The sequence below is a fragment of the Alteromonas gracilis genome (assembly GCF_002993325.1).
GTDB lineage: Bacteria > Pseudomonadota > Gammaproteobacteria > Enterobacterales > Alteromonadaceae > Alteromonas > Alteromonas gracilis.
Genome location: NZ_PVNO01000025.1, coordinates 125,846 through 147,996, shown reverse-complemented (window position 1 = coordinate 147,996; position 22,151 = coordinate 125,846). Strand labels below are relative to the sequence as shown.

18 protein-coding genes are annotated in these 22,151 nt (G+C 39.8%); 6 read left to right on the top strand and 12 right to left on the bottom strand.

What is annotated here, in order from left to right; genetic code table 11:
* Nucleotides 1-44: 44 nt before the first annotated feature.
* The 5 genes from C6Y39_RS09210 to pheS all read right to left on the bottom strand — a co-directional run bounded on the left by C6Y39_RS09210 (nt 45) and on the right by pheS (nt 5,601).
* Entirely contained in the window at nt 45-638 is a 594-nt protein-coding gene (locus tag C6Y39_RS09210) for a hypothetical protein (RefSeq protein WP_105930979.1), read from the bottom strand.
* Nucleotides 639-1,252: 614 nt separating this feature from the next.
* A complete protein-coding gene (locus C6Y39_RS09200; RefSeq protein ID WP_105930978.1) occupies nt 1,253-1,798 on the bottom strand; it encodes a hypothetical protein in 546 nt (181 codons plus the stop codon).
* A 117-nt stretch (nt 1,799-1,915) separates the two neighbouring features.
* Nucleotides 1,916-2,215, bottom strand: coding sequence for an integration host factor subunit alpha (gene ihfA / locus C6Y39_RS09195; RefSeq protein WP_012518129.1), 300 nt, complete (start codon nt 2,213-2,215; stop codon nt 1,916-1,918).
* Nucleotides 2,216-2,218: 3 nt separating this feature from the next.
* Entirely contained in the window at nt 2,219-4,606 is a 2,388-nt protein-coding gene (gene pheT / locus C6Y39_RS09190) for a phenylalanine--tRNA ligase subunit beta (RefSeq protein ID WP_105930977.1), read from the bottom strand.
* Between the two features lie 14 nt (nt 4,607-4,620).
* Nucleotides 4,621-5,601: a phenylalanine--tRNA ligase subunit alpha gene (gene pheS, locus C6Y39_RS09185; RefSeq protein WP_015066912.1), complete on the bottom strand. Its 981-nt coding sequence runs from the start codon at nt 5,599-5,601 to the stop codon at nt 4,621-4,623.
* A 291-nt stretch (nt 5,602-5,892) separates the two neighbouring features.
* Here pheS and C6Y39_RS09180 point away from each other — a divergent pair, with 291 nt between their 5' ends.
* From C6Y39_RS09180 to C6Y39_RS09170, 3 genes are all read left to right on the top strand, one after another.
* Nucleotides 5,893-7,788 (top strand): acyltransferase family protein, encoded by a 1,896-nt coding sequence (locus tag C6Y39_RS09180; protein ID WP_105930976.1) that lies wholly within the window; start codon nt 5,893-5,895, stop codon nt 7,786-7,788.
* 64 nt (nt 7,789-7,852) lie between these two features.
* A complete protein-coding gene (locus C6Y39_RS09175) occupies nt 7,853-8,434 on the top strand; it encodes a serine O-acetyltransferase (protein ID WP_105930975.1) in 582 nt (193 codons plus the stop codon).
* A 172-nt stretch (nt 8,435-8,606) separates the two neighbouring features.
* Entirely contained in the window at nt 8,607-9,470 is an 864-nt protein-coding gene (locus C6Y39_RS09170; protein WP_205664186.1) for a glycosyltransferase family 2 protein, read from the top strand.
* 73 nt (nt 9,471-9,543) lie between these two features.
* Here C6Y39_RS09170 and C6Y39_RS09165 read toward each other — a convergent pair whose 3' ends face one another.
* Nucleotides 9,544-10,641 carry a glycosyltransferase gene (locus tag C6Y39_RS09165; RefSeq protein ID WP_105930974.1) on the bottom strand — a complete coding sequence of 366 codons (1,098 nt, stop codon included), beginning with the start codon at nt 10,639-10,641 and terminating at the stop codon, nt 9,544-9,546.
* Between the two features lie 329 nt (nt 10,642-10,970).
* Between C6Y39_RS09165 and C6Y39_RS09160 the strand changes: the two genes are divergently transcribed.
* The 3 genes from C6Y39_RS09160 (at nt 10,971) to C6Y39_RS09150 (ending at nt 15,581) form a co-directional block, all read left to right on the top strand.
* Nucleotides 10,971-13,442, top strand: a complete 2,472-nt coding sequence (locus tag C6Y39_RS09160) for a right-handed parallel beta-helix repeat-containing protein (protein ID WP_205664184.1) — start codon at nt 10,971-10,973, stop codon at nt 13,440-13,442.
* A gap of 212 nt (nt 13,443-13,654) precedes the next feature.
* Complete coding sequence (locus C6Y39_RS09155) at nt 13,655-14,356, top strand: hypothetical protein (protein ID WP_105930973.1); 702 nt, start codon at nt 13,655-13,657, stop codon at nt 14,354-14,356.
* Between the two features lie 310 nt (nt 14,357-14,666).
* Nucleotides 14,667-15,581, top strand: a complete 915-nt coding sequence (locus C6Y39_RS09150) for a glycosyltransferase (RefSeq protein WP_105930972.1) — start codon at nt 14,667-14,669, stop codon at nt 15,579-15,581.
* Between the two features lie 194 nt (nt 15,582-15,775).
* Here the strand turns inward: C6Y39_RS09150 and C6Y39_RS09145 are convergent, their stop codons facing one another.
* From C6Y39_RS09145 to C6Y39_RS09120, 6 genes are all read right to left on the bottom strand, one after another.
* Nucleotides 15,776-16,534, bottom strand: coding sequence for a sulfotransferase family protein (locus C6Y39_RS09145; protein WP_205664181.1), 759 nt, complete (start codon nt 16,532-16,534; stop codon nt 15,776-15,778).
* A gap of 133 nt (nt 16,535-16,667) precedes the next feature.
* On the bottom strand, nt 16,668-18,113 hold the full coding sequence (locus tag C6Y39_RS09140; protein ID WP_105930971.1) for an oligosaccharide flippase family protein: 1,446 nt from the start codon (nt 18,111-18,113) through the stop codon (nt 16,668-16,670).
* A gap of 45 nt (nt 18,114-18,158) precedes the next feature.
* On the bottom strand, nt 18,159-19,115 hold the full coding sequence (locus C6Y39_RS09135; protein WP_105930970.1) for a glycosyltransferase family 2 protein: 957 nt from the start codon (nt 19,113-19,115) through the stop codon (nt 18,159-18,161).
* Nucleotides 19,108-20,091, bottom strand: coding sequence for a glycosyltransferase family protein (locus tag C6Y39_RS09130; RefSeq protein ID WP_105930969.1), 984 nt, complete (start codon nt 20,089-20,091; stop codon nt 19,108-19,110). The genes C6Y39_RS09135 and C6Y39_RS09130 overlap by 8 nt, the downstream gene beginning before the upstream one ends.
* 52 nt (nt 20,092-20,143) lie before the next feature.
* Nucleotides 20,144-21,004, bottom strand: a complete 861-nt coding sequence (locus C6Y39_RS09125; protein ID WP_105930968.1) for a glycosyltransferase family 2 protein — start codon at nt 21,002-21,004, stop codon at nt 20,144-20,146.
* 45 nt (nt 21,005-21,049) lie between these two features.
* Entirely contained in the window at nt 21,050-22,147 is a 1,098-nt protein-coding gene (locus C6Y39_RS09120) for a glycosyltransferase family 4 protein (protein ID WP_105930967.1), read from the bottom strand.
* Nucleotides 22,148-22,151: the final 4 nt, after the last annotated feature.

Below are 22,151 nucleotides of genomic sequence, written 5' to 3'. Positions count from 1 at the left end.
GTGTATTGGCAACTTAACCAAAGACCAACATTCAAGGCGTTTAATTATGCAACTGCCGCCATTATATTTCTTAGGTTCGTGATTGGTTTTAGTCTTTTTTTAACTAGCACATCGTCGTTGATCTTTAGAATAATACCTTTAAGTAAGTCAGTTGTGTTTTCTATATGCGTTAGTGATTTAAGGTGCTCAATGTCTTCGAAAATTTTGCGTCCTTTTAACGACAAACGCTTCTCTGATTTGCCCGTTGCCAAATCACTTTGAAGGTAATTCGCTATTTTTTTCGCTGACTTTTCATCTTCAGACAGTGTATGAATGTAATATTTCATCATGCTTGGAACAAAATCTGTAGTTGTACCAATTTCCAATGTCGCCAAATTCAGTATGTCGATCAAATGGGCAGGTAATCGCCCTTCAACAGGTTTGCGCTTAGCTTCATATTGGCGTTTAACTGCAGGTGTGGATTGATGGGGCAACACAGTCACGCTGTTACACTTGTCACACACTCCCACCAAAACATTTTTCACTATCCCTCTCCCATCACTGAAAGGAACATCCCTTAACTGAAATGTTGCATTTTCAAATGATTGGCAATGGTTACATGCCGCTTTTTGCGACTCGCCCACTTTGAAAATTTTCATACCTTTTCCTCAATGATGAACGCTTATAAAAACGCTATTCGGCTCTACGAAATACCATTTGACGTACCAACTCTGACCGGCTTGATTGGTCTTGATTGGTCTTGATTGGTCTTGATTATGTGCACCGTAATACTGGCATCAAAATGAAGAGGGCTGGAAGAATAATCGTTCCCTCGACTTCGACCTATAACTGCAGCAACCTCCTCAAGTGACTCTTGCCCAATCGCCAATAAATTTTTAACGTCGATGTCGTTTCTCTGCTCATGAGAAATGCGTCCCTCATTTAAGCAATCGATGACCTGCCGCTTTATTTCCCTATACCCCATAAGACACCCAAAAATGTACGACAATTAGCGTACACATTCAAATTAATTTTCAACAAATGTATAGTATGGAAAGTGGAGAAGACTATGAAGTTGGTCTAGGGTATAGTTTTCGATGGGTTGAAATTTGATACTAATACGGCCAGCAGCCAGGCCGTGATATGCAGGTAAAATATAAGTTTGATAGGTTAACTACTTACAGCGAGTTGCAGCCATTAAAGCGCAGAGTTATGAATGCGGTGGAAAGACGAGATAGACTACTCTATAGAGAAGAGTAGCCCTAAAAGTTGCTTATTTACTCGCTTGCGCTAGCCACTGCTTGCGTGCTTCTTTGAGCGCCTCTTCATCAGGCTGCTCACTGCCTGAAATGGCTACAGCAATTTGCTGAATAATTGCGTCGCGCTTTTCAATTAGCGCATCGGTGCGAGGGAATAAGTCTTTGGCTTCAGGGTATTGGGCTTTTAGCGGCTCTACGTCTTCCAATGCGTAATAGCGAGCTTCAAACGCTTCGTTATACAACTGACGTTTAGCATTGAAAATCACATAGTCTTTCGCGGTATCTGAACGCAGGTAGTCCATATCTTCTGAAGATAAATTAGCGGCCTGCCCTACTTCACGGGCTTGCTCCATCCAAGAGTCTACCCCTTCGGCGTTTTCGTTTTTCACCGCCTGCTTAACACCTTCTTGTAAATCGCTGGCGTGAAGAATTTCCATTACCGTAATTAATGGCACTTCAGCTGCGCTCTGGTCACGTTGGTCGGCATCTAGCGACAAATAAGCAAACCAAGAAAAAACAGCGGCGATGACAATAGCAAGAACAACAAGTGCTTTTTTCACACTTTCCTCCGAACAGATTGCATATGAATTTCAGTGCGGGGGCACTGTTAAAAAGAAGCAATACAAAAAAAGAGCGAGAGACCTCGCTCTTTTTTCAATATTGTAACGACCTAAAGATTATTGGTCGACAGGCTCAGAGTTTTCAACTCGGCTTTTTAATTTTTGACCCGGGCGGAAGGTTACCACTCGACGCGCTTTAATAGGAATGTCTTCACCGGTTTTAGGATTACGGCCAGGACGTTCGTTTTTATCACGCAGGTCAAAGTTGCCAAAACCTGACAGTTTTACTTGCTCACCAGATTCCAGAGCGCCTTTTATCTCTTCGAAAAAAAGCTCTACCAGATCTTTTGCATCACGCTTGTTAATGCCTAGTTTCTCGAATAGGTGTTCAGCCATCTCGGCTTTGGTCAATGCCATAGTTTACTCTCTTAACGCGGCCCCAAACTCAGATTCCAGACCTTTAACCACAGTATCTACGGCTTGCTGAATTTCAGCTTCTTCCAAGGTTTTATCCGGATCTTGTAAATGAAGTGACAAAGCAAGGCTCTTGTAGCCTGGCTCAATTCCCTTGCCTTTGTACTCATCGAACAAGTTTAGAGCAACTAGTTGATTTACGCCAATTTTTTCTATGTAAGAAAGTACATTTCCTACACGCACTTCATCTTTAACCGTGATAGCAATATCACGACGGTTTGATGGGAAGCGCGATACTGGTACGGCTGACGGTAAATTGCGTTCAGTAATGGCATCTACCACCAGTTCGAACACAAATACGCGGCCGTTAACACCAAGCAATTTAGTAAACTGCGGGTGTATAGCACCAATATAGCCAACTTCTTCATCATTAAGCAAAATTTTTGCAGTCATACCAGGGTGTAACGCGCTGTGCTGCCCTGTTACGAATTGGAACTCACCAGTTTTACCCGTTAGCGCCAATAACGCCTCAACGTCTGCTTTAGCATCAAAGAAATCAACCGGGTTATCACCCAAGTCCCAATGTTCTTCATTACGACGCCCTGCTACTACACCACCAATTACTTGTTGTTGCAATACACCATTTGGCGCATCTTGTTGAGGAATAAAGCGTAATCCCGTTTCGAACAGGCGAACGCGCTGTTGCTGACGCTTCTGATTATACGCAGTAGCCCCCAATAAACCCGGCCATAAACTAACGCGCATTATCGACATATCTGATGATATCGGGTGTGGTAACACCATGCCCTTCACATCTGGGAATAACGCGTTTTGAATTTTCGGGTCTACAAACGAGTAAGTAATCGCTTCATTGTAGCCACGGCTTAATAGCAACGACTTCATGGTGTTTAGCGGCAGCTTGGCTTCCTGTGAAGGCAACATGGCCAGGGTGGCTTGTGGCGCAACGTTTGGAATGTTGTTGTAGCCGTAAACACGGGCAATTTCTTCAATCAAATCTTCTTCAATTGAAATATCGAAACGATAGCTTGGCGCAACCGCTTCCCAACCTGCTTCGGTTTGCGTTACGTCTAAACCAAGGCGAGTAAGCATCTCAGTTACTTTCGCATCGTCAATGCTAATACCTAGCACGCGAGATAAACGTTCGCGACGAAGTGTAACCGTTGCTTGCTCAGGTAGTTTGTCTTCTGCCACCGCTTCAACAACAGGGCCAGCTTCACCACCACAAATTTCTAGAACTAGTGCAGTAGCGCGCTCCATAGCTTTACGCTGTAGCTGTGGGTCTACCCCACGCTCGTAACGGTGCGACGCATCGGTGTGCAAACCATACTGACGAGCGCGGCCCATAATCGCATCGCGACTAAAGAACGCACTTTCAAGCAAGATATCTTGAGTCTCGTCTGTTACACCAGAGTGAAGGCCGCCGAAAATGCCCGCCATCGCTAACGCTTTGTTGTCATCAGCAATAACCAAAGTATTGCTTTGCAGCTTAGCTTCAGTTTCATCTAGTAACGTAAGGGCTTCGCCTTCATTCGCCATACGCACGTTAATGTTGCCTTCAATGCTGGCAAGGTTAAACGCGTGCATTGGCTGGCCAAGCTCTAGCAATACAAAGTTAGTCACATCTACAATGGGGTCTATACTGCGAATACCGCAACGACGTAGCTTTTCAACTAACCACAGTGGCGATGCCGCTTTTACGTTGACGCCTTTAACTACACGGCCTAAATAACGTGGGCATGCGTCATCAGCGCTTAACGTAATTGATAATTTATCATCAATAGTTGCGTCTACCGCAGCTACTTCAGGCTCGCACACGTCAAGGTTATTAAGCACGCCTACTTCACGGGCAATACCGCGAATACCCAAACAGTCTGCACGGTTTGGTGTAAGGTCTACTTCAATGGCGTAGTCATCAAGACCAAGGTAATCACGAATGTCTTCGCCAATAGGTGCATCGGCTGGAAGCTCGATAATTCCGTCGTGGTCGTCGCTTATACCTAGCTCAGAGAAGCTACAAAGCATGCCGAAAGATGGCTCGCCGCGAAGCTTCGCTTTCTTAATTTTGAAATCGCCTGGCAATACAGCGCCAACAACCGCTACCGCTACTTTAATGCCCTGACGACAGTTAGGCGCACCACAAACGATATCAAGCAGCTCATCGCCACCCACATTTATTTTAGTTACGCGCAGTTTGTCGGCGTTAGGGTGCTGACCGCACTCAACCACTTCACCTACTAGCACGCCTTTAAAATCGCCTGCTACTGGCTCAACGCCGTCTACTTCCAGGCCAGCCATGCTCAACTGTTCAGACAGCTCATGTGCCGACAGCGACGGGTTAACCCACTCTCTTAACCATTTTTCACTGAATTTCATGTGTACTCTCTGCCTTAGTTGAACTGCTTAAGGAAACGAAGATCGTTTTCAAAGAACGCGCGCAAGTCGTTAACACCGTAACGAAGCATTGTTAAGCGCTCTACGCCCATACCAAAGGCAAAACCTGTGTACTCTTCAGGGTCGATACCCACAGCTTTAAGTACATTTGGGTGCACCATGCCGCAGCCTAGTACTTCAAGCCACTGACCGTTTTTACCCATTACGTCTACTTCAGCTGATGGCTCAGTAAACGGGAAGTAAGACGGACGGAAGCGAATTTCTAGCGACTCTTCAAAGAAGTGATGTAAGAAGTCGTGCAAAATACCTTTAAGGTCGGTAAAGCTAACGTTCTTATCAACCATCAAACCTTCCACCTGGTGGAACATTGGCGTATGGGTTTGATCGTAATCGTTACGATAAACGCGCCCTGGCGAGATAATACGTAATGGCGGCTTTTCCGCTTCCATAGTACGAATTTGAACACCAGAGGTTTGCGTACGAAGCATCATGTCAGGGTTAAAATAAAAGGTATCGTGATCAGCACGCGCTGGGTGATTCGCAGGAATGTTCAGTGCGTCGAAATTGTGAAAACCATCTTCAATTTCAGGACCAGTTTTTACTGAAAAGCCAAGCTCACCAAAGAAAGATTCAATACGCGCAATTGTGCGGCTAACCGGGTGCAAGTTACCTGGTTTTTCAGTGCGACCAGGCAAAGTTACATCAATGGCTTCTTCGGCTAGCTTTTTGTTAAGCTCTTCAGTGCGTAAAAACTCACCTTTTGCAGAAATAGCTTGCTGAATAACCTGCTTAGCTTGGTTAATCTTTTGGCCTGCGGCAGGACGTTCTTCGTTAGATAACTTTCCAAGCCCTTTAAGTAAGTCGGTAAGTTTACCTTTCTTACCCATGAATTCGACCCTAACTTGGTCTAATGTGGCTGCATCTTGTGCAGCGTCAATCTGGCTTTGTGCCTGATTGATAATAGCGTCAAGCTCCATGTTTTCCTCAATTTACATGATGACTGCATGGCCAAAGCATAGGAAGAATTTTTCTGTGCGCTAAGGCTTGCCTGAAATAAAAGCGGTAGTTTACACGAGTGACTGACATTACCGCTACCCTATATAGCTGATAATGGCGAAATTTTGGTAGAAATCACATGAACGCAATAAACAGCAACTATTAAAGCTTTAAAAAAGTTCGGTTAAAGCAGCGAATATATTTCGTGAATAAGCACTTGATGTTGAGGTAGACTGAGAAGATATCTTATTTTTAAGTTAAACGGCGTAGTCATGACCTTTCGGCACGACATTAATGGCATAAGAGCACTTGCGGTTTTATCTGTCGTAATTTTTCATTTTCTACCTAGTTGGTTACCAGGTGGCTTTGTTGGTGTCGATGTATTCTTTGTTATATCAGGATACTTAATGACGGCTATTATAGTCACAAAGCTCACTAGCAATAACTTCAACATTTGGGATTTTTACTTAGCCAGAGCAAATAGGATTATTCCATCGTTGCTCGTGCTATGTTTAGTATTACTTTTACTCGGATTTTTTCTCTTAACTCCTGTTGAATATGGAAAATTAGCCAAACAGACGTTAGCTTCATCCCTATTTATATCTAACCTTGTTTACTATAAAGAATCAGGCTACTTCGCTGAAGATTCTCTAGAAAATTGGTTATTGCATACATGGTCATTATCTGTGGAGTGGCAGTTCTACCTAATTTATCCAATCGCAATGATCGTTGTATCTAAACTGTTAGCAAGAAAATTAATACCGTTCATACTTACAATTGGAACTGTGAGTAGCTTGGCTCTTAGCATATGGCTAAGCCCAAAAAATCCAGAGCTATCTTATTTTGCACTGCCCACTAGGGCTTGGGAAATGCTCGCAGGTGGATTGTTATTTTTCTGGGGATTTAAAACTCAATCGAGAGCAACGAAAATTTTAGAATACCTAGGCGTTACCTTTATAGTTTTGTCTTGCATTGTCTTTTCAGAAGACATTATTTGGCCTGGTTATGCTGCAATACTTCCAGTATTGGGCACTTGTCTAATTATAGCTGCAAATCAAAATGACTCTTCAATTCTTAACAAACTGCTCTTTCAAAAATTAGGGGCTTGGTCGTACTCAATCTACCTTTGGCATTGGCCGCTAGTAGTGCTAATTTACACGGCACAGCTGGGGCCATTATTCATACCACCAGGTCTAATCTTAACGCTTATCTTAGGGTACGCTAGTTACAATTACGTCGAGAGATTAAAGCTTATAGATCGTAATTCTACTTTAATAAGTTGCTTCAAAAACATACCACTTCAAAGCGCACTTATTATTGCAGCGTTTTCATTTTTTGTTTTCTCAACTAATGGAATTATTTCACGTGCTTCAATGGAATATCAAACGGCTGTAAACGATATAAAAGCTAGCCCTTTACGAGCCCAGTGTCACACAAATAAGTACATGCCACCAAAAGATGCTTGCGAGTACTTTGTGAATAAAAATGTTAAGTGGGCAACGCTTGCGGATAGTCACTCTGTTGAAATCGCATATGCTTTAGCTAAAGATGTTTCTAAACGAGGAGAAGGAGTAAAGCATTTTAGCTTTTCAGGCTGTAAACCGTCATACGGTATGAATAATGACTTTTCTCCTTGCGCGCGGTGGTACAATGACGTTGTGGATTACTTAATTGCCGATAAAACTATCGAGAATGTCGTGTTTCTTCACCGATACTCAAGTCAAATTGTTGGAGGTAGTAATCATTCGTATCCAGCACTTCCATTGTCGAAAATCGGAATACGTGGCGAACAGATACTAGAAAATATCGACCGAGTAATACTCGCGCTAGCAAAGCATAAAAAAAATGTAATCGTGCTCTACCCTGTACCAGAACTTCCCGATAAAATAAGTAAGCTTATAGATACAAACTATACTCAAAGCTTGAGTTTTGAAAATTTAAAAGGTACAGAAACTAACTGGTTCCTGAAACGGAATGAGGTAATTATTAGTCACTTTGATAATGCCGAATATCCAGATAATGTTGTATTTGTAAAACCCCACAAGCACTTCTGTGATAAAGAACTCTGCTATGCGGTCAAAGACGGCCGTGCTGTATATTTTGATGATGACCATTTATCAGTTTACGGTGCATCAGGCTTGGTTAATGAAATAATTTCACCTGAATGAGCCTAGTGCTCTCAAGTTGAAAAATAATAATTCACACTTCTTATTAGAGTCGCATCCAACACACATGATAAAAAATAAATTAGATTATTCGTATTATTTAGAACAGGATAGGAAGGCGTTAAACGTAGCGCCGACTCTCAAGAATCTCTTAACCCATGACATTTGGCGGTTTCAAGTAACTTTAAGAAAATTAGAGTATAGAAAAAACACTGCGAAAACGTTATTTGGTAAAGCGTATGCTGCGTATTTACAGCTAAAGGTACGTAAAATGGGTCGCAAGCTCGGATTTTCGATACCTGCCAATGTTTTCGGCCCAGGTTTATCGATCGCCCACGCAGGTACCATTGTAGTCAACGGAAAATGTAAAGTTGGCGCAAACTGTCGAATTCATGTATGCGTTAACATTGGTGGCAGTCTATCTAAGAAAGGGGCAGCTCCTCATATTGGCGACGACTGCTATATAGGTCCCGGCGCAAAAATATACGGCGATATAAAAATTGGAGATAATGTGGCTATTGGTGCTAATGCCGTAGTTAATAAATCGTTTGACAGTGACTGTACTATTGGTGGTATACCAGCAAAAGTTATTGCAGATAAAGGACCACTGGAAATTTTGAAAAATAAGCGAACAGAGATTAACTATTAACTTTATACTGAAGTCAATATTAGCGCATACACGTTTTCAACGCTTTAAAGTTCCACATCAATGTTTTTCTAAAGGAGCTAAAATAGTACACTACAGCGCGATATGTTAGGCAACGGCATTTATATTGCTTCCCGGTAAATAGTTTTAGTTCGGTAAAAGGATATTAAAAAATATGGAAGTACAAGTGCTACCATCAGTTTCCGTTATAATCACGACACACAATCGCCCTGACTATTTAAAGGAGTCGCTCGCTGCAGTATTAAAACAAACTGTAATGCCAAAAGAAGTGTTCGTTATTGATGATGGCTCGTCAGTAAGCTATGAAGAAGTATTATCTTTCTTTCCAAGAGATCAATTCACTTACGTTAAGGTTCCAGTTGCATCAGGTGCTAACGCGGCGCGTAACTTAGGTATATCTAAGTCGACATCAGATATTATTGCGTTTTTAGATGACGATGACGTATGGGACAATGATTATCTAGAACAGCATATTGCAGCGCATCAACATGCAGATGCTGTGACATGCGGATATCGATTCCTTGAAACACCAGATAAAATCCACATCAACGAGACTGAAATTATTACCACCGATGTAATTAAGAAAGGTAATAAATTCTGCGGAATGAGTGGTGTTACGTGCAAGGCTTCATTAGCTAAAAAGCTGATGTTTGATGAAGAACTAAAGAACAGTCAAGATTGGGACTTCTTTGTTCGTATCACGCTAGAAGATGCTGTTTTCAGAAACATACCTAAAGATATTTATTTCTATCGCAGAGGTCACGTTAGCATTTCTACCGAAGTGGCCAATATGCCATTAGAAAAAGTATTCCCTAGGCTTAAGGCATTTAAAAAACACAAGGCACTATTAGGCAAAGAAGCTTATAACGACCGTGTTGCCAACCAAATCCTTAGTCAAATTGGCAAGAAGAATAACAAGCTAGGCTGGATTGGTTTGTCTGTAAAAGAAGCTGGTTTAGTAGCCACGGCAAAAGTTATATTAGGAAAAGATAGGCTTCGTCGTAAATTCGGCAAGTAGCTTGAATAATTTGAACTACCGTGTGCGCTGTTAACAAAATTCACAGCGCACTTTTTATATCAGAACAGAGGCGTTATAGGCTGTTTATTACCTCTGCATAGCGCTCGGCCACGCTCTCCCAACTAAAATCAGCTGCCTGTTCTATCGGCGTATTGGCCCAGTCGGTTGATAGCGTAGTAGCTATGGCAGCAGCGTATTCTTCGATGTTTTCAACATCACAAACCACACCAGCTTTACCTATTAGCGTTCTGCGCATCGAGTCGTCGGTAGCTACAACAGGCAATCCGCTCGCCATTGCCTCTAGGTACACTCGCCCAAACGGCTCATCTTCAGATGGTAATGTAAATGCATCGACTGAACGATAAACATTAGGAATATCAGCAAAGTCTACTTTAACGATTGTAAAGCGTTGTGCACCTAACTTTTGAGTACAAAGATCTTTAAAGTACTGTACATCCGGGCCGTCACCACAAATAAGTAACGAAACATCATTTAATTGGCTTACAGCCTCAATAGCTAAATGTATACGCTTGTGATTTTGCCTGTTTAACGCACCAACCGTTAATAGCACTTTCCCTTGTAAACCATGGTCATATTTTTCGCCCTGCGGGCTAAATTTAGCTAAGTTTACACCGTTAGGTATAATCTCCACCCGTTGTTCTGGCGCTATGGAATGAACATACTCTTTGGTTTCTTGGTTGAATACAACTAAGCAGTCGGGCTTAAATTTCAAATTGCGGCGCAATACTTTACCGTTCGAAACCATCCCTGCCCTTTCAGTATAAAGAATGGGCGTTTTAAATAGCTTTCTAATTACTGCGGCTACCGCCAAGCCACCATAATCATTATTGGGGTAGATGACATCACATCGCTTAAACATCAAATACGGTGTGTAAGTGAGAAAGCTGGTTAACGACTCGATAAGCAAAGATGGATTAGAAACAAAGCGCGTTAGCAACCAATCAATGGTTTTATTGCGCTGAGCTTTTTTCACTTTCCCTCTGGGAATACAGGGAATAACTACACTGTGTTCACTACATTTAGATGAGCTTAAAAGCTTTACGTCAAAAAATGTGGCAAGATGTTCCGCCATTTCATACGCACTGAGTTGAGATCCGCCGCTTGATGAAAACCCTGCCTCAGGGTGAATAACGGCTACTTTTTTCTTCATAAAATTTCCATTTTAGTGCATAGAAGCAATTGCTTTTTCCGGTATCCTTTTTAAGTATACCAAATTGCCTTTAAAGATTATTCTTGAAATAGGTAAGTTAGTAAAAAACTATCATTAATAGTCCATTTTCAAATATTTAGATTAAGCAATTTAGATTCCGTTTTTTCTAAAACCAAAAAAACCTGAATAAGACAGGCTGTTTTACCTGCAGAATCAAACTAAAATTGTAAAGATCCCAGCCACCGCCTTGCTACGTACCAACGTTAGCACTACCCTTTTAATACAGCCCTAGTTTTCTTTTTATGCTTTTCAATCTATAGGGATATACCATGCATTCTGCTAACTCAAAATCATCTATTTTTCGCTTAGCCTTTATTGGTTTACTGTCATTTTTAATGCTTTCTTGTGCCACCATGAACAAGAATGATAAAAACTATACAAAGGGAGGCCAACCCGGTGACATATTGTATAGCTACGTTACTGCGAATACCAACAACAGTAGTACCGTAAGCGTATTACTAGCTGATTACAAAGGGCCCAAAAGGCTAGCCCCTATTGTTGAAAAGTATGAAGAAGAGATAGCTACGCTATACAACCAACAAGTAATATCACCTGCTCCATCAACTAGTGAAGATGAAAAGAAAGCACGGTTTGCCAATATAAACTCTAATCAAGCCTCAGCTCTATTCGCGCTGTATCCTATCGATACTGCAAAATGGATGAAAATAATTTCAACATATTCAGGTTTAAGCAAAAACGATATTTATGAGTCGGCGATTTCAGCGGGGTTAGACCCTTCACTAGTCTTTGCAGCTTCGGCTTCTGGCTTTGAAGATACCGCTACCCCGCTTATCAACTCAATAGGGTTAGTTATTTACGGTCAGGATGAAGAAAGTACTGCCGCCGTTAAATTTAGAGCTGAAGATGATACTTATTGGCGTGAAGGGTTAGACCTAGCATGGGAGCCCATTTACGGGTCGTTTGCTGGAAGCATAGTGTACCTAGAAGCAAACACTACGTACCATATAGAAGTGACCATTACGGATATTTATGGCGATATAGTTGAACATTCCTTTCAAACAACTACAAAGCCTAATGCCCCCCCTATCGACCCAAATAAAATTTATTACCTTTCAGAAATTTACTCTGGCGGCCAATTGGATTTGGAAGCATTAAATATTGAAGGTAGCGCAGACGGCTACGCGAAGATTATTGGCGACGGCCCTATTATTGAAGCTGGGAGCGATGCGCTCGCGGCTGTTAATATTGGTAACAATTCCTACATAATGCTAGAAAACCTTACCGTTAGAGGCGGTCAGCGTTACGGTATATTTGCCCAAAAGGCACATCACATCTGGATTAAGGGATGCAATGTATCTGAGTATGGAAGAGAAGCCGTAGATATTAGAAACGGTGTAGCCTTTTCAAGTACAACTAATAATTCACCTATCAATTATGATTCAGGTATTTACCTAGAGCGAAGTGGTATAGCAGTAATTGAAGAGTGTGAGGTCCATAGCCCTAACTTAGGTGCGAATAGCTGGGCAGTCGGTCACCCTAAAGGTGCAAATGCGCTTCAAGTTTGGGCATACCACGACAGTGATGCCTACAGAGGTGAATTCATTATTAGAAACAATCGCTTTTATGGAGCACCGAACCATAGGTTCAACGACGTTATTGAGGGCAGAAAAAATTTTGAAAGACGTGGTGGTTTCGTTAAGAACTCAGCTATCTATGGCAACTACCTAGCCTATGCAAATGATGACTTAATAGAAATAGATGGCGGCCAACAAAACGTGTTGGTTTATGACAATGAGATGGAACAAGGCTATGCTGGTATTAGCATAGCGCCGAATACGTTAGGCCCTAGCTATATATTTCACAACTACATACACAATTTAGGAGATGAAACAGGTAAAGAATGGACTGCAATAAAAGCTGGCGGGCTAATTTCTAAACCAGCAGGCAGAACCTTTGTTTTCGAAAATGTTATTGATGTAGAGCGTAACGGTATTGCTGCATCAAAAGTAGATAATGACACGACATTTTGGGTTACCACACAAAATAATATTATATTTACTAAAAACACTGGGTATTCAGTTGGCTACTGCATTCTTGATAAAGAAAAGTATTTAGGCAGTACAAGCACTAACGACCTTTGTTTTAACGAGAACTCTGGTGACGCAAGATACGAATTTAATTTAGATAACGTTATTGAACACCCCTACTCCAATAATTTTTCATACATAGAATCGCTGCAAACCTCACCCAAACCAACGCTATATGTACCAGAAGAATTTAAAATTCCTAACTTTTCTTCGGAAGTAGCTTTACAATCCGTTGTAGAGCAGCCACCAACAGTGTGGGAGTTTAAAGCAAGCGAGATTGAGCACACCGGCTTCCCTAAACAGTATCGCTACGGCACTACTACCGTTTCCGACGGTAATGCCGTTACCTTAACTGGTAATAACTGGCAGATGTTCCCTATTAGCTACACATTAACCCAAGACTCTGTATTAGAGTTGGAGCTTGAAGTAGAAGGTAATCCAGAGGTCATTGGTATTGGCTTTGAGACAGATACTAAGTTAAATAGCTCTAGAGTAGTTAAATTTTATGGCAAACAGGCTTGGGGGATTAGAGGTGAAGAATCCTTTACACCCAAATCTAGCGCTATAACTTTTCCTATTGGGCGATATGTGAAAGGTAAAGTGAACTATTTGATATTAGTGCTAGATAATGACGATATTGAAAGCTGGCGCAATAGGGATAAAGCAGTATTTAGAAAGTTAGTTATCAAATAATCGGGGTTGGTGATGTTACAGGTAATTGTAACGTAATATACCTTTGGTATATATTCAAGATTACTATTGTGTCAACTTTTTAAACACTTGAGCACTTGATTTGTGCTACATAATTCACAAGACATTGTTATTAAATACATTTCCACGTATGGCACGACAGTTGCTTTACTAAGGTAGACGTATAAAAATTTACTAATAATTTTGGAGTTATCGTGTTGAAAAAGTTAATTCAAGCGACTTTAGCAGTAGCGGCACTATCTTCTGCTCTATCTGCTAATGCAGAAATAATTTTAGCATCTGATTTTACAGGTACATCGGGTGACCCTTCTAACATTTCTTGGACAGAAAATAGCGTTGAAGTGACAAACACACTTGATCCTCAATCAACTAGCTTTTCTTCTTTGGAGCTATTCGACAACTACGACAATTTATTTGCTGTAGATTATAACATTCATAATGAAGGCACTTGGTTCGTTGATGTTTTGCTTACAGCCAGCTTTCTTGTAAGCAGCATTGACCTGGACTCTCTAACCATTGACGCTTCTGTTTTTAGCAATAATGGGCAATTTCAAATAAATCAACGTGACTTTAGCCTTTCGCTAGATATTTTTGAAGGTGTTAATTCATTGTTTTCAAGCACTGTAGAAGTATTTGAAGGTGATAATAACAACTCTGGCTTTGTTCCAACTAAAGCAATTGGATTTGATTTAAGCGGCGTTACTCTGACGGGCGGAAGCGATTATGTTCTTCGTTTTACTGCATTCGGTGATGGCGGCGGTAACAACGCTGGTTTCGACAACTTAGTGCTTAACGGTTCAGCAAACGGTTCTTCGCTAGTAAATGTCCCAGCACCAGGTAGCATGGCTATATTAATGACTTCACTAGTCTTACTCTGCTTCCGCAAAACGAAGTAATATTTTCTTAAGCTTTCCTAAAGGCTCTTATTGCATAAGAGCCTTTTTCATTTCTGCCCTAGTAAAGAGTAAAAATTTAAATAGCATCCTCCGTGTAAATAAACGTGCAACTTTTTTGCGCTAGATTTATTATTCCCAGTCCAGAATTAGACAAAACGTGTTCGTGCATTAATGCTACTTTTTAAACATCTATAAAAAATCTTTTCTTTCTGTATTACTGAAAATGGGCTATTAATTGCATAACCATTGTTTCTGTGTGGTAAATTAAAACTTTAAAGTTTGATTCAGGTTTAAAATTAAAAGGAAAATAATGGAATCTACTTCACCACTTATCTCTGTAATCATTCCCGCTTTCAACGCGGAGTTATATATTCAAGAAGCTCTAGAAAGTGTATGTAGTCAAACTTATTTGAACTTAGAAATAATTATAATCGACGACGGCTCTTCTGATAGAACTAGAGAAATAATAGAGAAATTTAAAGACACTAGAATCCTGCTAATATCTAGGGAAAATCGAGGGTTGATAGCAACTCTAAACGAAGCGATAGAGATTAGTCGAGGCAATTATATTGCTAGAATGGATGCAGATGATATTTGCCTGAGTACAAGACTCGAAACGCAAGTACAGTATTTACAGAAATATAATAATATAGGATTAACATTTACTGGTATTGAATATATCGATGAAAATGGAAGGAAACTTAGGGAAAAAGTTTCCACTAAATCGCGAAAGCTTGAACCAGTAGAGTTACTCTTTGGCTGTCCAGTTTGCCATCCTACTGCAATGTTTGATATGACGAAATTAAAAAAGAGTGATATTCAATATGATAAAGATTACTGCCTTGCAGAAGATTTCGAGCTATGGACCAGGTTAGTTAACATCACAGAAATTAGTATTATAAACGAGGTATTGTTTAAATACAGAATTCATCCAAATAGCATTACATCGAAAAACAATGAAAAGCAACGTATAGTCGCAAGCAAAGCAATCGTTTCAAATTTGTCTTACAATTGTAAAACCTCGATGTCCAACCACCTATACACTGTCTACAATAATCATTTAGGTAACGAGTCTAGTCTGAAAACATTATTTTCTTTAGTATTTGTAGCCACAAAGCTGAAAAAAATCAATAGTAAATTTACTTACAAGAAATTCTTATCAAAATCTTACTATTTAATTAGGGATAAATTTAAAAAGAACAAGAATAAAATAGCTAGGGCTTAGTTAGCTCGCGTTTCCATGTAAAAAGTGATAAGAAATTGAACTGGACAAAAAAGCAAGTTAGCATAACAATCTACATATACTAACTTGAAAAATCAAAGATAATTAGAAAGAAAACTTTAGGGCTTCGCCTATTATCGTAGTACAAGGTCAGCGAATGCTATTTCTATCTACATTTTAAACGAGAAATTGTATTATTAGCTCGATCCCAGCTCTTTCATTACCTCTACGGCATCAGAGTATTGCTCGTTTAGCTTTGCTTCAAGGGTACTTGGAACAACGACATCGCTATTTTCATTTGTTCTAACAATTTTACCGGCTTTAATGTTTTCGGAAGTATCACCAGACTTTTCTTTACCAGTTTTATTAAATGAAGAATATTCATTTGATAAAGGTACTTTTAAGTTTAGGGCTTTCGATAGCCGAGCTAGCGTTTTGTCTGTCTCCTTAACGATATCATCTGAATCAAGATAAAAAAATGAATCTAGCTCCTTAGCATAATCTGTAAGCGAACTAAGTCGTTGAGAGTAGTATTCACACGCCCAATCAACGTCACTATATTTTTGATTACCATGCTTTCTTCCCATAGTGACAATACTTTTGACAGTAGCTACCGGCTGCCGAGTCATTATAATAACTGTGGAACTAGCATTATCTAGTTCTTCGCTGTTCTTAAAATCGTAACTTTTATGGAGGATCTTATCAAAAAGAATTTTTGACGAATCAAATCTAAGCCCATCTTGGTGCAAAGCTATTTTTTGATCTAGAAGCGAAAAAGCTCGCTTGTATCTAATACTAAGCTCGCTGTAACCTCTGATGCCCTCATTAGACCCCAGTATGTGTGAAAGTAATGATGATCTGCTTCTCATGTGGCTAAGCATGAATACTCTCCTTGGCCTGCTCCATGCAAGCTGCGGATGTTTCAGCAAATATCGTAATCGCTGACTATGTTTCATTTCCTCATACTCCTTCATTGCCAATTTATGCCAAGTTCTTTTAACGAAAGCTTTTGTTTAGTAGACATCCCATATTTAAAGTTTGGGAGGTTCTAATTTTCTAGCACTTTTGATACCTCTTTTATTAGGAGGTTTATTTAAGAAACATTATTTTCAACTCTTCTAAATTTCTTTTCACCGACTTAAAGAATACGATTGTATAGATCAATGGATAAACTACTACACCGAAAACCAACAAAGCCATTAGTAGCAAGATATCGTTTGTAATCCATGAGGTTAAGTGGGGCTTCAAGAGTATTAAGCACAGATACATTCCTAATGAAGAAAAACACGGTGGCATTAATGAGATAAACAAACGCTTTAGATTTAATGGAACGTGCTTTTTTGTTATCAAAAGTCTTATAGGTAATGAAACGAAACCTGCTATTACTGTGCTAATAAGCATAATTTTTATACCAAACCAAATCGTGGCCCCTGCGACGACTATGCTTGCAAACAAATTTAGTAAAGTAAGATAGAATGCGTCTTTAGTTTTTCCCCTGGCTATTAGTAGGTTAGGCAGAAACCAAGCCACTACACTTGGAAACATAGCAAACGAAGTTATCACCATATATTCAGCACTGGGGGAAAACTTTTCTCCGAAAGCTATCGTAACGAACGGATCTGCTATTGCAGCTAACCCCATAAAAATTGGCAACACTAACAATGCCGTAATTGTTACCATTTTAATATACAAATCTCCGAGGTTTTCTGTGTCTTTTACTCTCGAAAAACTTGGAACAACCATAGAATTAATAGAACTCATAGTAACTTGATTTATTATTAATGAGCCTTTTTGCGCCGCTGCTAGTAATGCAAAACTCGCAGGGCCTAACACGAACCCTGTAAACATATTGCTAGCTTTCCGGTGAAGGAAGTTCATTATTGTCATTCCGAAAAGAGGCAAGCAGAAGCTAACCAACTCTTTGTTATCGTCTTTATCGAAATGAAAGTAGGGTTTGAATTTAGCCACGTATAGCAAAAGAAAATATTGGACTATGGCGTTGACTAATTTTCCGATAATTAGCGCCCAAAGCCCATAACCATTCTCGGCCAATACTATAATCGTCACAGCAGAAATTAAAGTTGCACAGAACTTCGCTACGCCCATTTGTTTGTTCTTAAATTCGCGGAGTAGTTTCCCGCTTACCACAACCTGTAAACTTGTGACTAGCGTAATTGGGGCAAGGCTGGCAACAACCCAAGCAGCTAATTCTGAATAGGAGTAATAAGCAATAGGCGCTCCTATACCCAGAATTCCTAATACAACTATCATTCCCATACCAGCAACGAACGTCATCGTACTTGCAGCGTACCTGTCTTCCCACTTGTCTCTTTGAACTAAGTTCTGATTAACGCCCGCATTTACTAGAGTGTTAGCAAATTCAATAAACAAAAAACAGAAACCAGCCAAACCGAATTCTTCTAAGGTAAGAACTCGCGCCAAATAGGCATATACAAGAAAATCAACGACGTTGATCCCTGTTCTTGTTAAAGACGTCCAAATGCTACCTTTTGTAGCTTTTTTCTTAAGCGACATTTATTTCTCAATAATTTAACTGGGTGGTATTTACGAAACTATCAATTAAGTTCTATTTGCTTCTTTTCCTAATTGAAGCTGAAGAAACTCGGTCATACTGGTGAGTAAGATTAAAAAAAGTAGCCAAGTAAGACTTACCTTGCGTTTAAATGAAAAGCTAGCGTTCATAAAAGTCTTCTTTGTTCGCCCTAAAAACATTTTTACTAAGCCAACACAAAACCGCAGTTTACGACCAACGCTAGCCTTTGAAAGTTCTGCGTCCCAAGTGCCCCCCACTACACGCTTGCGTTTAATCAACAGCTCTTCTTTATTGCGCGATGGGTGAAAAACTTCGGCATCCTCTGAATATACGATTTTGCCACCGGCACTAACTACTCGCTGACTAAACTCAACGTCCCCGCCAGATTTTAACTTTTCATTAAACCCGCCGTGTGTCTCAAGTAATTGCTTTGTACAAAACAGATTTGCAGTTATGCACTTGCCGTTTTTTGCGTTCTGATCTTGCTTCATAGAAAACATATTTTCAAAGTCTAAAGCGCTTTGTTCGGTATTCTTATTGGTGTCTGAAAAAAACGATACCTTACCAGCAACAACCACGCTTTCACTTTGCTCTCTCCAACAGTCTAATAGGCTTTGGAGCCAGTTCTCAGACACTAAACAATCAGAATCTGTAAATGCCACGAATTCACCTTGTACTAACTTTAAACCTTCGTTTCGGGCAGCATAAGACCCAGGCGTGAGGCATTGAATAAGGCGAAACGCATTATTATCGAACTCAGAAACTAACTTTTGTAGAAGTTCGTAGGTACCGTCAGAGGAGCCATTATCGATAATTATGACTTCATATTTATCTTGAGGAAAAGCCATGGCTCTTAGCTTTTCTATACAAAGGCCGACTCTGTCAATATCGTTATAAACTGGTATTAAAATGCTTACTTGGGGGGTATTTAGGGAAGCTCTACTATCTGAATTCATTTCATTTTCGTCCAATACTCTAAGCATTATTTAGAACCGTATTCCATGCTTCGACTACACGGTTTTCGCCGTAACAAGCTAACACTTCTTTTCGAACTTCTTTTTTGGATACAAAATTAGTTCGCAGCATTTCCTTTGAAATTTTTCCAATATCCACTAAGTGAACAAATGAATGTTGCTCGCTTTTAACTCTTCCAAACTGGCTTGCATTCACCAAAACGTTGCACCCTTCTCCGATAGCATGATAAAACGACCCAGAACTTATCATGGTGTTATCTGAATGGGGTAACAGGACGAACTTTGATGCTTTCAACATTTCATTCAACTCATCAGTCGAAAGAAAACGGTTTTCCCAATCAACCTTGAGGCCTCGTTCATTAATTACCTTTTCTAACATCCGGGTATAAGAAGGATCAGAGCACTTCCCCGCGATTTTCAGGGAAAGTGATGGAGGCCAATCGAGAAGAACTTTATCTAAATTTTTATAAGGCTTTATACCACCAAAAAATAACACTTCTATGGTGCTTTTTTGCTCTGTTGCTCCAAGGTCCTCAATAAGTTCATTGTTTGATTTATACAATGGATGAATAAGAGACGGTTTTGAAAAATAACTCTCTAGTGATATTGGCGGAATGTTTAGCAGTGAATATAGCTTACATAAAAAATCAAAGCGCTTAGTACTTCCTTTGCTATTATGAGGTCGAAAGTTATGCTTTATCCAAATCACCTTTTTCGCACAAATTTTTGAAAATATGACTAATAAGATCATTTTAAAGAAATACTGAACAGTAGTTTTATATGACCTGCCATATACTCTATCTTCAACCCAGTTCAGAATCACAATAGCTTTCTTAGGGTGGGATAATAAATATCTAATAAAAGTTAAATCTGTAGGCTGAACATCGTAACCTAACTTATGAAGTGCTTTTTTATTTAAGTCTAGAAACTCATTTTGACTTCTTGGTGGATACATAAAAGCTTTTTGCATACTTTCCTGCTTCATTACGCTAATCCCAACTTAGTTATTTCCTTTGCTTTTATTCCAACTAAATACACTATATCGCCATAGGTTTTTTCAATACTTTTCTGCGCAAAGCCCTAAAGAAAAAGTTTACTGTCGCTTTAAAGCCGACAAGCTTTATTGATAGACAAATCCAACCTTTTTTATCTTCTTTGTGTTTTAACGAAAATAGAATTTGGTCACTTACACGCTTTTTAAACCAGTAATGGCCTAAAAATTCCTTGTGTTTGTATGCAGAAGCTAGTCTAGAATAAATATCTTTTGGGGATAGTTTACGTACTTTAGCTCCAATTCCATCTTCATTTTGAAAACGATATAAAAACAGCGCCTCTGGAATGTTCCTAAAAACTATTCCTTGTGTGAATAACCTCACAAACATATCCCAATCTTGGCCGTTGGGTAGAGTTTCATCGAATTTCAGCTGCTCTAAAACTTCCTTGCGGCAACTAAACCCAGACATTCCACAGTAGGTATTTCCACGTAACAATGATGTTTTCGTTACTTCTACATCACTGTTAATAACAACAACATTTTCTTTTCCAAGTTGCTTAAATCCAGTAACCACCGCTTCGGCTCCGCTTTTGTATTGAGCCGAAATTTCACTAAGATACTTTGGTAGCCAAATGTCATCGTCATCTAAAAAAGCTATTATTTCACCAGAACATTCTTCAATACCAATGTTTCTAGCTCTATTAGCTCCACTTCTCTCTTTCAAAAGGATATGTCTAGCATTTACTTTTTTGATAGCATCTAAAACTGGTGCGTATGAAATATCAGAGCAGTCATTGACTATAACGACTTCCTTCGGCTTCAATATTTGTGTTGATATACCATCTAACGCTTCCTTTAAGAAAGCGGGTCGATTACACGTAGTTATTACAACTGAAATGTCCAAAATAGATTCCCTTCTAACCGCATGGAATAAGAATGTTAACTCACGTTATGATACCAAATTTTTAGCATGACCGAACGTTGTTGAAGCTATACTTTCCCAGTCATATTTCTTTAAAAACTCTTCTCTATCAAGATTAAGGTTTAGTTCTGGTAATGTAGATAATTTAACTGAAAGCTCTTGAACATTGCCCACTTTGAAATAGCTATCGCTCGGTGCCTCTATATCAATATTGGGTGAAATATCGCTCAACAACACTTTACTACCTGCACTTATTGCCTCTAGCGCTACAATTGGAAGACCTTCGTGATACGATGGTAAAACGAAAACCGAAGCATGCTGATATAAGCTTTTCAGTTCGTCTCCTGAGCGCCTGCCGGCAAATATAATGTTCGAACTTGCAGAACGTTTCAAACTTTTCGAATAGTCATCTTCATGATCTGCATCGCCAACAATTACTAATTTTGCTGAAACATTAGATTGCTTATAAGCTTCTACGAGGTCGTGAAAGCCCTTTTCAGGAACTAGCCTACCAACAGTTAAAATATAACTATTTGCGTCAAAATCTAAATCTTTTGGTAGGTAGTCAGGTGATATCTTTCCTGTAAGTGTGGGTAGCATACCATTAGGTACAAAGCTAATTTTATCTGAATGTTTGGGAAAATTATGTTTAAGCAATTCACTCAAGCTTCGCCCCACAACCAACACCCTATTTCCGAAGGTAATCCCCATTTTTTCGCCAAACTTTAGTACGTTTTTAGCGAATGGACTCCATTTTTGCCTGTCATAGTCAGCCCCATGGTGAGTAACCATAACCTTCATACCAAGTAATCGCGCTAATGGCGTAAATAGTGCTGGTCCTATGGCATGCAAGTGCACAATATCTGGCCTTACAAAAAGCCTGGCATAAATAATAGCGATGAAGGTATGCAAGAAAGTTTCAAGCAATTTGTGTCTTAGCGCCCAAACGCTAATAACCTCAACGCCTTCATAGTTATATCGCTTCTGGCTCACATAAGGCGAGCGCGCTAGAACCGTAACTTCTGCACCCTGCTTAACCATTTTAGGGTAAAGCTGCTGACAGTGAGATTCGATCCCTCCCATAACATCTGGAATACCGCGTAGACCTATCGCGCAAATCTTCATAAAA